Consider the following 14775-nt stretch of genomic DNA (forward strand, 5'->3'; position numbering starts at 1 on the left):
GACCAGTTCTTCGTGAACCATCGCTGGCTGGGCGGTATGCTGACTAACTGGAAAACCGTTCGTCAGTCCATCAAACGTCTGAAAGATCTGGAAACTCAGTCTCAGGACGGTACTTTCGACAAGCTGACCAAGAAAGAAGCGCTGATGCGTACTCGTGAGCTGGCGAAACTGGAAAACAGCCTGGGCGGTATTAAAGACATGGGCGGCCTGCCGGACGCACTGTTCGTTATCGATGCTGACCATGAACACATTGCTATCAAAGAAGCGAACAACCTGGGTATCCCAGTATTCTCTATCGTTGATACCAACTCTGATCCAGATGGCGTTGATTTCGTTATCCCTGGTAACGACGATGCAATCCGTGCTGTGACCCTGTACCTGAGCGCAGTTGCTGCTACCGTTCGTGAAGGCCGTTCTTCTGATCTGGCTTCCCAGGCGGAAGAAAGCTTCGTAGAAGCTGAGTAATAAGGCACGCTCGAAAGAGCCCTTATAAACCAGGTAGTAACACGTTTGGTTAGGGGGCCTGTTTATGGCCCCCTTTTTCACTTTTAAATCTGTGCGGTTTATCGCCGGGCAGATCAAATCTTCCGAGGATTTTAGAATGGCTGAAATTACCGCTTCCCTGGTAAAAGAGCTGCGTGAGCGTACTGGCGCAGGCATGATGGATTGCAAAAAAGCCCTGACTGAAGCTAATGGCGACATCGAGCTGGCAATCGAAAACATGCGTAAATCCGGTGCTATCAAAGCAGCGAAAAAAGCAGGCAACGTTGCTGCTGACGGCGTGATCAAAACCAAAATCAATGGCAACATCGCCTTCATTCTGGAAGTTAACTGCCAGACTGACTTCGTTGCTAAAGACTCCGGTTTCCAGGCATTTGCTGACAAAGTTCTGGACGCAGCTGTTGCTGGTAACATCACCGACGTTGACGTTCTGAAAGCACAGTTCGAAGAAGAACGCGTTGCGCTGGTTGCTAAAATCGGTGAGAACATCAACATCCGTCGCGTGGCTTCCCTGGAAGGCGAAGTTCTGGGCAACTACCAGCATGGTGCTCGCATCGGTGTTCTGGTTGCTGCTACTGGCGCTGACGAAGAGCTGGTTAAACAGCTGGCAATGCACGTTGCTGCAAGCAAGCCAGAATTCGTTAAACCAGAAGACGTATCCGCTGAAGTGGTAGAGAAAGAATACCAGGTACAGCTGGACATCGCGATGCAGTCTGGTAAGCCAAAAGAAATCGCAGAGAAAATGGTTGAAGGCCGCATGAAGAAATTCACCGGCGAAGTTTCTCTGACTGGCCAGCCATTCGTTATGGATCCAAGCAAGTCTGTTGGCCAGCTGCTGAAAGAGCACAACGCTGACGTGACTGGCTTCATCCGCTTCGAAGTGGGCGAAGGCATCGAGAAAGTTGAGACTGACTTCGCAGCAGAAGTTGCTGCAATGTCCAAGCAGTCTTAATTGCTGTAAAGGAGCCGCCTGAGGGCGGCTCTCTTTTGTGCACTAAGGGTTAATGCACAAAATCGTCATGTGAGAATCAGCCTGCTCCTATAGGGATGCACTGGCATGGAACGCATGATGTCACCTGAATTTTTACCATCCCAATCGTGACACTCCAGGAAAGAAAATGGCTACCAACGCAAAACCTGTCTACAAACGTATTCTGCTCAAGCTTAGCGGTGAAGCATTGCAGGGGACTGAAGGCTTCGGTATTGACGCAAGTATTCTTGACCGTATGGCGCAAGAGATTAAAGAACTTGTTGAGCTGGGCATCCAGGTGGGTGTCGTCATTGGTGGTGGCAACCTGTTCCGTGGTGCGGGTCTGGCAAAAGCGGGTATGAACCGCGTTGTGGGCGACCACATGGGCATGCTGGCAACGGTAATGAACGGCCTGGCAATGCGTGACGCACTGCATCGCGCCTATGTGAACGCCCGCCTGATGTCAGCGATTCCGCTGAACGGCGTTTGCGACAACTACAGCTGGGCAGAGGCTATCAGCCTGCTGCGTAACAACCGCGTCGTGATTCTGTCCGCCGGTACCGGCAACCCGTTCTTTACCACCGATTCTGCAGCCTGCCTGCGCGGCATCGAAATCGAAGCCGACGTGGTACTGAAAGCCACCAAAGTTGACGGTGTGTTCACCGCTGACCCAGCAAAAGATCCGACTGCCACCATGTACGAGCAGCTGACCTACACCGAAGTGCTGGATAAAGAACTGAAAGTCATGGATCTGGCTGCCTTTACGCTGGCTCGTGACCACAAATTGCCAATTCGCGTATTCAATATGAATAAACCAGGCGCACTGCGTCGCGTGGTGATGGGCGAAAAAGAAGGCACTTTAATTACGGAATAATTTCCGTTGCGGCCATTTCCGGGTAAGATTCGCGTTTATCCGGCAGAATTGAGATATTCTGTGGCATGATTTAAACGAGACTATACTTAGCGCATTCATAGCAATGTGCCATCGTCTGGTCGACTGAGACTAGTTTTCAAGGATTCGTAACGTGATTAGCGATATCAGAAAAGATGCTGAAGTACGCATGGACAAATGTGTAGAAGCATTCAAAAACCAAATCAGCAAAATTCGCACGGGTCGTGCTTCTCCTAGCCTGCTGGACGGCATCGTCGTTGAGTATTACGGCACCGCTACGCCACTGCGTCAGCTGGCAAGCGTCACCGTAGAAGATACCCGTACTCTGAAAATCAACGTATTCGACCGCTCTATGGGCCCGGCCGTTGAGAAAGCGATTATGGCGTCTGACCTCGGTCTGAACCCAAGCTCTGCGGGTACCGACATTCGCGTTCCGCTGCCTCCGCTGACCGAAGAACGTCGTAAAGATCTGACCAAAATCGTCCGTGGCGAAGCTGAACAGGCGCGCGTTTCCGTGCGTAACGTTCGTCGTGATGCGAACGATAAAGTGAAGGCGCTGCTGAAAGACAAAGAGATCAGCGAAGATGACGATCGCCGTTCTCAGGAAGACGTACAAAAACTGACTGACGTTGCTATCAAGAAAATTGAAGCGGCGCTGGCTGAGAAAGAAGCGGAACTGATGCAGTTCTAAGCTGTGTAAGTTGTGCGATGAACGCCGTACAGGAAGCATTATTGCTTTGCTGGCGGCGTTTTGCTTTTGAACTATCCGGAATATCTCATGAAGCAATTAACTGTCCTGGGCTCAACGGGCTCTATTGGTTGCAACACGCTGGACGTGGTGCGTCACAACCGTGAACGTTTTGCGGTAACTGCGCTGGTGGCAGGTAAAAACGTCGAGCGGATGGTTGAACAGTGTCTGGAGTTCACGCCTCGCTATGCGGTGATGGATGACGCAAAGAGCGCCGATGCGGTGAGGACGGCGCTGCGTGAACACGGCAGCCGTACGGAAGTGCTCTGTGGACAGCAGGCAGCGTGCGATGTGGCAGCGCTGGACGAGGTCAATCAGGTGATGGCGGCCATCGTGGGGGCGGCCGGTCTGCTGCCGACGCTGTCGGCTATCCGTGCAGGCAAAAGCATTCTGCTGGCGAATAAAGAGTCGTTGGTGACCTGTGGGCGGTTATTCCTCGAGGCGGTAAAACAGCATAATGCGCAGTTACTGCCGGTCGACAGTGAACATAACGCTATCTTTCAGAGTTTACCGCAAAGCTTTCAGTCCGACTTAGGGTACGCTGACCTTGAGCAGCATGGGGTGTCATCCATTCTGCTTACCGGGTCAGGTGGCCCGTTCCGTGAGACGCCAATCAGTGAGCTCGGCGCAATGACGCCGGATCAGGCTTGTCGTCATCCGAACTGGTCGATGGGACGTAAAATTTCCGTCGACTCGGCCACTATGATGAATAAAGGTCTGGAATACATCGAAGCCCGCTGGCTGTTTAATGCTTCAGCGAAGCAGATGGAAGTGCTGATTCATCCTCAGTCGGTGATTCACTCGATGGTGCGTTACCAGGACGGTAGTGTACTGGCACAGCTGGGTGAGCCCGATATGCGTACGCCAATTGCCAATACTATGGCCTGGCCCCATCGCGTGGTTTCTGGCGCGAAGCCGTTAGATTTCTGCAAGATGGGCGCGCTAAGCTTCTCCGAGCCGGATTATGCTCGTTACCCTTGTCTGAAGCTGGCGATGGAGGCTTTTGAACAAGGTCAGGCGGCAACCACCGCGCTGAATGCCGCGAACGAAGTCTCTGTGGCGGCCTTCCTTGACGGGCAAATCCGCTTTACCGATATCGCGAACGTCAATATGGCAGTATTGGATAGCCTTGATCCTGGCGAACCGCAGAGTGTGGACGCGGTATTGGCTATCGATGCGATGGCGCGTGAAGCGGCGGCGACGCAGGCAAGACATTTCGTCAGGTAATGAGAGCCGAATCAGCATACAACCCGTCACGGCATTTGTTAGCGTCTGGCTTCAGTGATATAGTCTGCGCCACCCGATCTCAGTGTGTTTTCGCTGCGGGGTCGGGAGAGCCGTGATTTAGCACGGCTTTTTTGCGAGACAAAGATACGTAAAATCCTTCAGGTTTTCCTGACGGATGAAGTGTATGGCTGTATTCCGGGGTACCGCTCATCCCTTTTCATGGATTAAAAACGCGTTATGTTGTCTGCTAATCAACCAACCAGCGAGAGTCAGCCAGCCCACGGTTGCCGCCATGTGGCAATCATTATGGATGGCAATGGTCGCTGGGCGAAAAAGCAAGGTAAGATTCGCGCCTTTGGCCATAAAGCCGGGGCGAAATCCGTGCGCCGAGCCGTATCCTATGCGGCGAGCAACGGTATTGAGGCATTAACGCTATACGCATTCAGCAGTGAAAACTGGAATCGCCCTGAGCAAGAGGTGAGTGCGTTGATGGAGCTGTTCGTTTGGGCACTGGACAGCGAAGTGAAAAGTCTGCACCGCCATAATGTTCGGCTGCGGATTATTGGCGATACCCGTCGGTTTAATTCGCGCCTGCAGGAGCGAATTCGTAAAGCGGAAGCGCTGACGGAAAATAATACGGGGCTAACATTGAACATTGCTGCTAATTATGGCGGTCGATGGGATATTGTTCAGGGAGTTCAGCGCTTAGCCGAACAGGTTCAGGAAGGGGAGCTCCGCCCCGATCAAATTAGTGAAGAACTGCTTTCTCAGCAGATCTGCATGCATGAACTGGCTCCCGTAGATTTAGTAATTAGGACCGGGGGAGAACATCGGATCAGTAACTTTCTTATCTGGCAAATTGCCTATGCTGAACTTTACTTTACAGATGTTCTTTGGCCCGATTTCGATGAACAAGACTTTGAAGGTGCGCTGCATGCTTTCGCTAATCGAGAGCGACGTTTCGGTGGCACCGAGCCTGGTGGCGACAAGGCCTGATGGGGGTAGCTTTTGCTGAAGTATCGCCTGATTTCTGCATTGATTTTAATACCGGTTGTTATTGCAGCCCTGTTTTTGCTGCCGCCTGGCGGCTTCGCTATTGTTACGCTGGTCGTTTGTATGCTGGCGGCATGGGAATGGGGGCAATTAAGCGGTTTCACCTCGCGGACACAGCGCGTGTGGCTGGCGGTACTCTGTGGCCTGTTGCTGGCGGTGATGCTCTTCTTCATTCCGGAATATCACCATAATATCCATCAGCCGGTCGTTGAAACTTCGCTGTGGGCCTCCCTGATTTGGTGGGTTGTCGCCTTGCTGCTGGTCCTTTCCTATCCTGGGTCCGCTGCTATCTGGCGTCAATCCAAGGTACTGCGACTGGTCTTCGGCATCGTCACGATTGTCCCGTTTTTCTGGGGAATGCTGGCGCTGCGCTCCTGGCATTATGATGAAAACCACTACAGCGGCGCGCTGTGGCTGCTTTACGTCATGATTCTGGTATGGGGCGCTGACTCCGGGGCCTACATGTTTGGTAAGCTTTTTGGCAAACATAAGCTGGCACCGAAGGTCTCTCCGGGCAAAACCTGGCAAGGCTTCTTTGGCGGCCTGGTGACGGCGGCAATCATTTCCTGGGCCTATGGCCTGTGGGCAAATCTGGACGTTGCCCCATCCACGCTGTTAACCTGTTCCATCGTTGCAGCGCTGGCTTCAGTATTGGGCGATCTCACTGAGAGCATGTTCAAACGTGAAGCTGGCATCAAAGATAGCGGGCATCTTATCCCTGGCCACGGCGGGATACTTGACCGCATTGACAGCCTGACGGCGGCAGTTCCGGTGTTCGCCTGCTTGCTGCTGCTGGTTTTCAGGACGATCTAACGGATGGACTTATGCTGAGCATTCTCTGGAACCTTGCCGCGTTTATTATCGCGCTAGGGGTATTGATCACCGTACATGAATTTGGTCACTTCTGGGTTGCTCGGCGCTGTGGTATCCGTGTAGAGCGCTTTTCCATTGGTTTTGGTAAAGCGCTCTGGCGCCGCGTTGATAAACGCGGCACTGAATTTGTTATCGCCCTTATCCCGCTGGGCGGTTACGTCAAAATGCTCGACGAGCGCGTTGACGCAGTGGCGCCTGAGATGCGTCATATGGCGTTCAACAACAAAACGGTGGGCCAGCGAGCCGCCGTTATCGCCGCCGGCCCTATCGCCAACTTCCTCTTTGCTATCTTCGCCTACTGGCTGGTGTTCATCATCGGTGTCCCTGGTATTCGTCCAGTAGTTGGTGAAATAACCGCCAATTCCATCGCCGCAGAAGCACAAATTGCACCAGGCACGGAACTTAAAGCCGTAGATGGTATCGAAACGCCTGATTGGGATGCTGTACGTATGGCGTTAGTGGCGAAAATTGGTGATGAAAGCACCACCCTCACCGTTTCCCCTTTCGGCAGCGAGCAGCGGCAGGATAAAATCCTCAACCTGCGGCATTGGGCGTTTGAGCCGGATAAACAAGATCCGGTGACTTCGCTCGGTATTCGCCCTCGTGGCGCGCAGATTGAACCAGTGCTGGCAGAGGTGCAATCTGACTCTGCGGCGCGTAAAGCCGGTTTACAAGCAGGGGATCGGATCGTTACAGTCAACGGTCAACCGCTGACGCAATGGATGACGTTTGTCACGCTGGTACGCGACAATCCAGGCAAAGCGTTACAGCTGGAGATCGAAAGGCAGGGGACTCTCTTGTCTTTAACTCTGATACCGGATACAAAACACGGTAACGGAAAAGCGGAAGGGTTCGCAGGGGTAGTACCGAAAGTTATCCCGCTGCCTGAGGAATATAAGACAGTGCGCCAGTATGGGCCGTTCAGCGCTATCGTCGAAGCCACGGAGAAAACCGGGCAGTTGATGAAGCTGACCGTCAGTATGCTGGGAAAATTGATCACCGGTGACGTCAAACTGAACAACCTCAGTGGGCCGATTTCGATCGCCCAGGGGGCTGGGATGTCTGCGGAGTATGGGCTGATTTACTACCTGATGTTTCTTGCACTCATCAGCGTGAATTTAGGCATAATCAACCTGTTCCCGCTCCCTGTTTTAGATGGGGGACACTTGCTGTTTTTAGCGATTGAGAAGCTGAAAGGCGGCCCGGTATCCGAGCGAGTTCAAGACTTTAGTTACCGCATCGGCTCGATTCTGCTGATGCTGTTAATGGGGCTTGCACTTTTCAATGATTTCTCTCGGTTGTAAGAGAGTTAGTTAGGAAGAACGCATAATAACGATGGCGATGAAAAAGTTGCTTATAGCGTCGCTGCTGTTTAGCAGCGCGACCGTGTACGGTGCTGACGGGTTCGTGGTGAAGGACATTCATTTCGAAGGCTTGCAGCGTGTCGCTGTTGGTGCGGCCCTTCTCAGTATGCCAGTACGTCCTGGCGATACCGTCTCTGATGATGATATCAGTAACACCATTCGCGCCCTGTTTGCTACGGGCAACTTTGAGGACGTTCGCGTCCTGAGAGACGGCGATGTGTTACTGGTGCAGGTCAAAGAACGCCCAACAATTGCTAGCATCACCTTCTCCGGCAACAAGTCGGTGAAAGATGACATGCTAAAACAGAACCTCGAAGCTTCTGGCGTTCGTGTTGGCGAATCTCTCGACCGTACAACCCTCTCCGATATCGAAAAAGGACTGGAAGATTTCTACTACAGCGTCGGTAAGTATAGCGCGAGCGTGAAGGCGGTTGTTACGCCGCTGCCGCGTAACCGTGTCGACCTGAAGCTGGTCTTCCAGGAAGGGGTTTCCGCCCAGATCCAACAGATCAATATCGTCGGTAACCATGCGTTCAGCACCGAAGATCTGATCTCAACCTTCCAGCTGCGTGACGAAGTGCCGTGGTGGAACGTGGTCGGCGATCGTAAATACCAGAAACAGAAGCTGGCGGGTGACCTTGAAACCCTGCGCAGCTACTACCTGGATCGCGGTTACGCCCGTTTCAACATCGATTCCACGCAGGTGAGCCTGACGCCGGATAAAAAAGGCATCTACATCACCGTTAACATCACCGAAGGCGACCAGTACAAACTGTCTGGCGTACAGGTGACGGGTAACCTGGCAGGGCACTCGGCTGAAATTGAGAGCCTGACTAAGATTGAGCCAGGTGAACTCTATAACGGCGCGAAAGTGACCAAAATGGAAGATAACATTAAGAAACTTCTTGGTCGCTACGGCTACGCGTATCCACGCGTACAGTCTCAGCCTGAAATTAATGACACGGATAAAACGGTTAAGCTGCACATCAACGTCGATGCAGGTAACCGCTTCTACGTGCGTAACATCCGCTTTGTCGGTAACGACACGTCAAAAGATTCCGTTCTGCGTCGCGAAATGCGCCAGATGGAAGGGGCGTGGCTGGGCGGTGATTTAGTTGACCAGGGTAAAGATCGTCTGAACCGTCTGGGCTACTTCGAAACCGTCGACACTGAAACCCAACGCGTACCGGGCAGCCCGGATCAGGTGGATGTGGTTTACAAGGTCAAAGAGCGTAACACCGGTAGCTTCAACTTCGGTATTGGCTACGGTACGGAAAGCGGCGTGAGCTTCCAGGCGGGCGTTCAGCAGGATAACTGGTTAGGTACCGGTTATTCCGTCGGTATCAACGGTACCAAGAACGACTACCAGACCTATACCGAGCTTTCTGTGACCAACCCGTACTTTACGGTGGATGGTGTTAGCCTTGGTGGTCGTGTCTTCTACAATGACTTTAAAGCGGATGATGCTGACCTGTCGTCCTATACCAACAAAAGTTATGGTGTAGACGGTACGCTGGGCTTCCCGATTAACGAATACAACTCACTGCGTGCTGGTCTGGGCTATGTCCACAACGACCTGTCCAATATGGAACCGCAGGTGGCGATGTGGCGTTATCTGGACTCTATCGGCCAGACGGCGGGTAAAACCAGCGATGATAACGGCTTCAGTGCTAACGATTTCACCTTTAACTACGGTTGGACCTATAACCGACTTGACCGCGGCTACTTCCCAACGGACGGTTCGCGCGTCAACCTGAACGGTAAGGTTACAATCCCAGGCTCCGATAACGAGTTCTATAAGGTAACGCTGGATACAGCGTCCTACTTCCCGCTGGATGAAGATCATAAGTGGGTGGTTCTGGGTCGTACCAAGTGGGGCTACGGTGACGGTTTAGGCGGTAAAGAACTGCCGTTCTATGAGAACTTTTATGCTGGTGGTTCAAGCACCGTGCGTGGCTTCCAGTCCAACACCATCGGTCCAAAAGCGGTCTATTATGGTGCATCAGGCTTGGATAACTGTGACCAGAGCGGTGGTTACTGTAAGTCCGACGATGCGGTTGGTGGTAACGCCATGGGTGTGGCCAGCCTTGAGCTGATCGTCCCAACGCCGTTTATCAGCGATAAATACGCGAACTCGGTGCGTACCTCATTCTTCTGGGATGCGGGTACCGTGTGGGATACCAACTGGCAGAATACCGCAGCAATGAAGTCTGCTGGCGTTCCAGACTACAGCGATCCGAGCAATATCCGTATGTCCGCGGGTATCGCATTACAATGGATGTCCCCATTAGGGCCGTTGGTCTTCTCCTACGCCCAGCCGTATAAGAAATACGATGGAGACAAATCCGAGCAGTTCCAGTTCAACATTGGTAAAACCTGGTAATTGCTCTTTGCAAAGGAATGCAGGTTCAGTGTAGTTTTGCTGGCATTAGGCGATAGCGTCAAGGTGGCTTCGGCCACCAAAAGAACAGTACCCTCGGGTACATATGGGATGGTAAGGAGTATTATTGTGAAAAAGTGGTTAGTCGCTGCAGGTCTGGGTTTAGCAATGGCTGCATCTGCTCAAGCAGCAGATAAAATTGCAATTGTTAATATGGGTAGCCTGTTCCAGCAAGTTGCACAGAAAACGGGCGTTTCCAGCACCCTGGAAAACGAATTCAAAGGCCGTGCTGGCGAACTTCAGCGCATGGAAGGTGACCTGCAGTCTAAAATGCAGCGTCTGCAGTCTATGAAAGCAGGTGCCGATCGCACCAAGCTGGAAAAAGACATCACTTCCCAGCGTCAGACTTTCTCTCAGAAAGCGCAGTCCTTTGAACAGGACCGTCAGCGTCGCACCAACGAAGAACGTGGCAAACTGGTTACTCGTATCCAGACTGCTGTGAAATCCGTTGCTGCAAGCCAGAGCATTGACCTGGTTGTTGATGCTAACGCCGTTGCATTCAACAGCAGCGATGTAAAAGACATCACCGCTGATGTACTGAAACAGGTTAAATAAGTAATGCCTTCAATTCGACTGGCTGACTTAGCTCAGCAGTTGGATGCGGAATTACACGGTGATGGCGATATCGTCATCACCGCTGTCGCGTCCATGCAATCCGCTAAAGCGGGCCATATCACGTTCCTGGTTAATCCTAAGTACCGTGATCACCTGTCTGCGTGCGAAGCGTCGGCGATTGTCCTGACGCAAGAATTACTGCCTTTTGCCAAAGGCGCTGCGTTGGTAGTGAAGAATCCCTACCTGACTTACGCACGTATGGCTCAAATTTTAGATACCACGCCACAGCCAGCACAGGATATCGCTCCGAGCGCGGTGATTAGTCCGTCTGCGGTACTCGGTAACAACGTCTCCATCGGTCCGAATGCGGTGATTGAGTCTGACGTTGTGCTCGGTGATAACGTTGTGATTGGGGCGGGGTGTTTCGTTGGTAAAAAAACGAAAATTGGCGCAGGTTCACGTCTGTGGGCAAACGTCACCATTTACCACGAAGTCGAGATCGGTGAGAATTGCCTGATCCAATCCAGCACCGTCATTGGCGCGGATGGTTTTGGCTACGCCAACGATCGTGGAAATTGGGTGAAGATCCCTCAGCTTGGTCGCGTCATTATTGGCGATCGCGTAGAGATCGGCGCCTGTACAACGATCGACCGCGGTGCGCTGGATGATACACAGATCGGCAACGGTGTTATCATTGATAACCAGTGCCAGATTGCGCACAACGTGGTGATTGGCGACAATACCGCGGTTGCTGGCGGTGTTATTATGGCCGGCAGCCTGAAAATTGGCCGTTACTGCATGATTGGCGGTGCCAGCGTCATCAACGGTCACATGGAAATCTGCGACAAAGTGACAGTAACCGGTATGGGCATGGTTATGCGTCCAATTACCGAACCTGGCGTTTACTCGTCAGGTATCCCGCTCCAGCCTAATAAGGCATGGCGCAAAACTGCCGCGCTGGTGATGAATATTGATGAAATGAGCAAGCGTCTCAAAGCTGTTGAACGCAAGCTTGATAATCAAGACTAATTTTCATCTGTATCGCATGATACTTTCCGGCCTGTCGGCATTCTTGTAATCCGGCAGGCCGTGTTATTATTGCCCCTTAGTATATTTTGACAGGAAGAGTATTTTGACTACTGACACTCATACTCTGCACATTGAAGAGATTTTAGAACTTCTGCCACACCGCTACCCGTTCTTACTGGTAGACCGCGTGCTGGATTTTGAAGAAGGTCGTTTTCTGCGCGCAGTGAAAAATGTTTCCGTAAATGAGCCGTTTTTCCAGGGCCACTTCCCTGGCAAACCGATTTTACCGGGCGTGCTGATTCTGGAAGCGATGGCTCAGGCAACCGGTATTCTGGCGTTTAAAAGCGTTGGTAAACTGGAGCCTGGCGAGCTGTACTACTTTGCTGGTATCGATGAAGCGCGCTTCAAGCGTCCTGTCGTGCCTGGCGATCAGATGATTATGGAAGTCACCTTCGAGAAAACTCGCCGTGGCCTGACTCGCTTTAAAGGCGTTGCGCTGGTAGACGGTAAAGTAGTTTGCGAAGCGACGATGATGTGTGCGCGTAGCCGGGAGGCCTGATCCGTGATTGATAAAACCGCCTTTATCCATCCTACCGCCATTGTGGAAGACGGTGCCGTTATCGGCGCTAACGCCCACATTGGTCCGTTTTGTATTGTGGGGCCAAACGGCGTTATCGGCGAAGGCACCGTACTGAAGTCTCACGTTGTTGTTAACGGCCATACCACTATTGGTCGTGATAATGAGATCTATCAGTTCGCCTCTATCGGGGAAGTTAACCAGGACCTGAAATATGCTGGTGAACCGACTCGCGTGGAAATTGGCGATCGCAACCGCATCCGCGAAAGCGTCACCATTCATCGTGGCACAGAACAGGGCGGCGGATTGACGAAGGTGGGCAGCGATAACCTGCTGATGATCAACGCTCACGTAGCGCACGATTGTACCGTAGGCAACCGCTGCATCCTGGCCAATAACGCGACGCTCGCGGGTCACGTCTCGCTGGATGATTTCGTTATCATCGGCGGCATGACCGCAGTGCACCAGTTCTGCATTATTGGTGCGCACGTGATGGTCGGCGGCTGTTCTGGTGTTGCTCAGGATGTGCCACCGTACGTTATTGCTCAGGGCAACCACGCGACGCCGTTTGGCGTCAACATCGAAGGCCTGAAGCGTCGTGGCTTTAGCCGCGAAGCGATCACCGCGATCCGCAACGCCTATAAAGCGTTGTACCGCAGTGGCAAAACGTTGGACGAAGCTAAACCGGAAATCGCCGAACTGGCGAAGCAGTACCCGGAAGTTCAACCATTCAGCGATTTCTTCGCCCGCTCTACGCGTGGCCTGATTCGTTAATGATTGAGCAGCGTCCGCTAACGATTGCCCTGGTCGCCGGAGAAACCTCCGGCGATATTCTTGGTGCAGGTCTGATTCGCGCCCTCAAGGCGCGAGTTCCCAACGCCCGTTTTGTTGGCGTTGCGGGTCCGCGTATGCAGGCTGAAGGTTGTGAAGCCTGGTACGAAATGGAAGAGCTGGCGGTGATGGGCATCGTTGAAGTGCTGGGGCGACTGCGTCGTCTGCTGCACATTCGCGCTGACCTGACCAAACGCTTTACCGATCTCAAGCCCGACGTCTTTGTCGGCATTGATGCCCCCGATTTCAATATCACCCTTGAGGGCAACCTTAAGAAACAGGGCATTAAAACTATCCACTACGTCAGCCCGTCCGTCTGGGCCTGGCGACAGAAACGCGTCTTCAAAATTGGCAGAGCTACCGATCTGGTGCTCGCATTTCTGCCTTTTGAAAAAGCGTTTTATGACAAATTTAACGTCCCGTGCCGCTTTATCGGTCATACCATGGCAGATGCCATGCCGCTCGACCCCGATAAAAGCGCCGCCCGTGATACGCTGGGTATCGCCCACGACGTGCACTGTCTGGCACTGTTACCCGGCAGCCGCGGTGCCGAAGTGGAAATGCTCAGCGCAGACTTTTTAAAAACGGCACAGCTGTTGCGTCAGCAGTACCCCGACCTGGAAGTGGTGGTGCCGCTGGTGAATGCAAAACGTCGCGAGCAGTTTGAGCGTATCAAGGCCGACGTGGCACCGGACCTTTCCGTGCATATGCTGGACGGCATGGCGCGCGAAGCAATGATCGCCAGCGATGCCGCATTGCTGGCATCCGGGACGGCGGCGCTAGAATGTATGCTGGCAAAATGTCCGATGGTCGTCGGCTATCGCATGAAGCCGTTTACCTTCTGGCTGGCTCAGCGTCTGGTGAAAACCGACTACGTTTCCCTGCCAAATCTGCTTGCCGGCCGTGAGCTGGTGAAAGAGTTGCTGCAGGATGAGTGTCAGCCGCAGGCGCTAGCCGATGCGTTGCAGCCGTTGCTGGCAAACGGTAAGACCAGCCACGCGATACACGATACCTTCCGCGACCTGCACCTGCAAATTCGCTGCAATGCGGATGAACAGGCGGCAGATGCGGTGCTGGAGCTTGCACAATGATTGAATTTGAATATCCCCACACCCATTTAGTGGCGGGTGTGGATGAAGTCGGTCGCGGCCCGCTGATTGGCGCGGTGGTGACCGCGGCGGTCATACTCGACCCTGCTCGCCCGATTGTCGGCCTGAACGACTCCAAGAAGCTGAGCGAAAAACGCCGCCTGGCGCTGTTTGACGAAATCAAAGAAAAAGCGCTGTGCTGGAGCCTTGGCCGCGCGGAGCCGCATGAAATCGACGAACTGAACATTCTGCATGCCACCATGTTGGCGATGCAGCGTGCCGTTGCCGGGCTCTCTATCCCGCCGGAATATGTGCTGATCGACGGCAACCGCTGCCCGGCGCTGCCAATGCCATCCATGGCGGTGGTGAAAGGCGATAGCCGAGTGGCGGAAATCAGCGCGGCGTCTATTCTCGCTAAAGTGACGCGAGATGCCGAGATGACCGAGCTGGATAAAGTGTTCCCGCAGTACGGTTTTGCCCAGCATAAGGGCTATCCAACCGCTTTCCATCTGGAAGCGCTGGCGCAATATGGCGCTACCGAACATCATCGACGCAGCTTTGCTCCCGTCAAACGTGCACTGGGACTTGCGTCCTGATTCGTGTGTCGTGAATAAGTAAACCGGAATC

15 protein-coding genes are annotated in these 14775 nt (G+C 53.0%); all 15 read left to right on the forward strand.

From position 1 onward, the window contains the following. On the forward strand, nucleotides 1–465 hold a 465-nt coding region (gene rpsB, locus RDN66_RS23620), incomplete at its 5' end, for a 30S ribosomal protein S2 (protein WP_308538223.1). Nucleotides 466–601: 136 nt separating this feature from the next. After that, nucleotides 602–1453, forward strand: a complete 852-nt coding sequence (tsf, locus tag RDN66_RS23625; protein WP_035891960.1) for a translation elongation factor Ts — start codon at nucleotides 602–604, stop codon at nucleotides 1451–1453. Nucleotides 1454–1619: 166 nt separating this feature from the next. After that, nucleotides 1620–2345 (forward strand): UMP kinase, encoded by a 726-nt coding sequence (gene pyrH, locus RDN66_RS23630; RefSeq protein ID WP_035891961.1) that lies wholly within the window; start codon nucleotides 1620–1622, stop codon nucleotides 2343–2345. 151 nt (nucleotides 2346–2496) lie between these two features. Next, on the forward strand, nucleotides 2497–3054 hold the full coding sequence (frr, locus tag RDN66_RS23635) for a ribosome recycling factor (RefSeq protein ID WP_035891962.1): 558 nt from the start codon (nucleotides 2497–2499) through the stop codon (nucleotides 3052–3054). 87 nt (nucleotides 3055–3141) lie between these two features. After that, complete coding sequence (ispC, locus tag RDN66_RS23640; protein WP_202216444.1) at nucleotides 3142–4338, forward strand: 1-deoxy-D-xylulose-5-phosphate reductoisomerase; 1197 nt, start codon at nucleotides 3142–3144, stop codon at nucleotides 4336–4338. Nucleotides 4339–4575: 237 nt separating this feature from the next. Next, nucleotides 4576–5334, forward strand: a complete 759-nt coding sequence (ispU, locus tag RDN66_RS23645; protein WP_072011334.1) for a (2E,6E)-farnesyl-diphosphate-specific ditrans,polycis-undecaprenyl-diphosphate synthase — start codon at nucleotides 4576–4578, stop codon at nucleotides 5332–5334. A gap of 12 nt (nucleotides 5335–5346) precedes the next feature. Next, nucleotides 5347–6204 (forward strand): phosphatidate cytidylyltransferase, encoded by an 858-nt coding sequence (gene cdsA, locus RDN66_RS23650; protein WP_202216443.1) that lies wholly within the window; start codon nucleotides 5347–5349, stop codon nucleotides 6202–6204. Nucleotides 6205–6215: 11 nt separating this feature from the next. Then, nucleotides 6216–7568, forward strand: a complete 1353-nt coding sequence (gene rseP, locus RDN66_RS23655) for a sigma E protease regulator RseP (RefSeq protein WP_035891966.1) — start codon at nucleotides 6216–6218, stop codon at nucleotides 7566–7568. A 31-nt stretch (nucleotides 7569–7599) separates the two neighbouring features. Beyond that, a complete protein-coding gene (gene bamA, locus RDN66_RS23660; RefSeq protein WP_248537671.1) occupies nucleotides 7600–10011 on the forward strand; it encodes an outer membrane protein assembly factor BamA in 2412 nt (803 codons plus the stop codon). Nucleotides 10012–10137: 126 nt separating this feature from the next. Beyond that, a complete protein-coding gene (gene skp / locus RDN66_RS23665) occupies nucleotides 10138–10623 on the forward strand; it encodes a molecular chaperone Skp (protein ID WP_035891968.1) in 486 nt (161 codons plus the stop codon). Nucleotides 10624–10626: 3 nt separating this feature from the next. Continuing rightward, on the forward strand, nucleotides 10627–11652 hold the full coding sequence (gene lpxD / locus RDN66_RS23670) for a UDP-3-O-(3-hydroxymyristoyl)glucosamine N-acyltransferase (RefSeq protein WP_123650808.1): 1026 nt from the start codon (nucleotides 10627–10629) through the stop codon (nucleotides 11650–11652). A 103-nt stretch (nucleotides 11653–11755) separates the two neighbouring features. Further along, on the forward strand, nucleotides 11756–12211 hold the full coding sequence (gene fabZ, locus RDN66_RS23675) for a 3-hydroxyacyl-ACP dehydratase FabZ (RefSeq protein WP_004145858.1): 456 nt from the start codon (nucleotides 11756–11758) through the stop codon (nucleotides 12209–12211). Between the two features lie 3 nt (nucleotides 12212–12214). Beyond that, a complete protein-coding gene (gene lpxA, locus RDN66_RS23680; RefSeq protein ID WP_308538224.1) occupies nucleotides 12215–13003 on the forward strand; it encodes an acyl-ACP--UDP-N-acetylglucosamine O-acyltransferase in 789 nt (262 codons plus the stop codon). Next, complete coding sequence (lpxB, locus tag RDN66_RS23685; RefSeq protein WP_202216441.1) at nucleotides 13003–14151, forward strand: lipid-A-disaccharide synthase; 1149 nt, start codon at nucleotides 13003–13005, stop codon at nucleotides 14149–14151. The genes lpxA and lpxB overlap by 1 nt, the downstream gene beginning before the upstream one ends. After that, nucleotides 14148–14744: a ribonuclease HII gene (gene rnhB / locus RDN66_RS23690; RefSeq protein WP_035891972.1), complete on the forward strand. Its 597-nt coding sequence runs from the start codon at nucleotides 14148–14150 to the stop codon at nucleotides 14742–14744. The genes lpxB and rnhB overlap by 4 nt, the downstream gene beginning before the upstream one ends. The last annotated feature ends 31 nt before the right edge of the window (nucleotides 14745–14775 follow it).

The organism is uncultured Kluyvera sp. (genome assembly GCF_902485085.1).
Lineage (GTDB): Bacteria > Pseudomonadota > Gammaproteobacteria > Enterobacterales > Enterobacteriaceae > Kluyvera > Kluyvera ascorbata.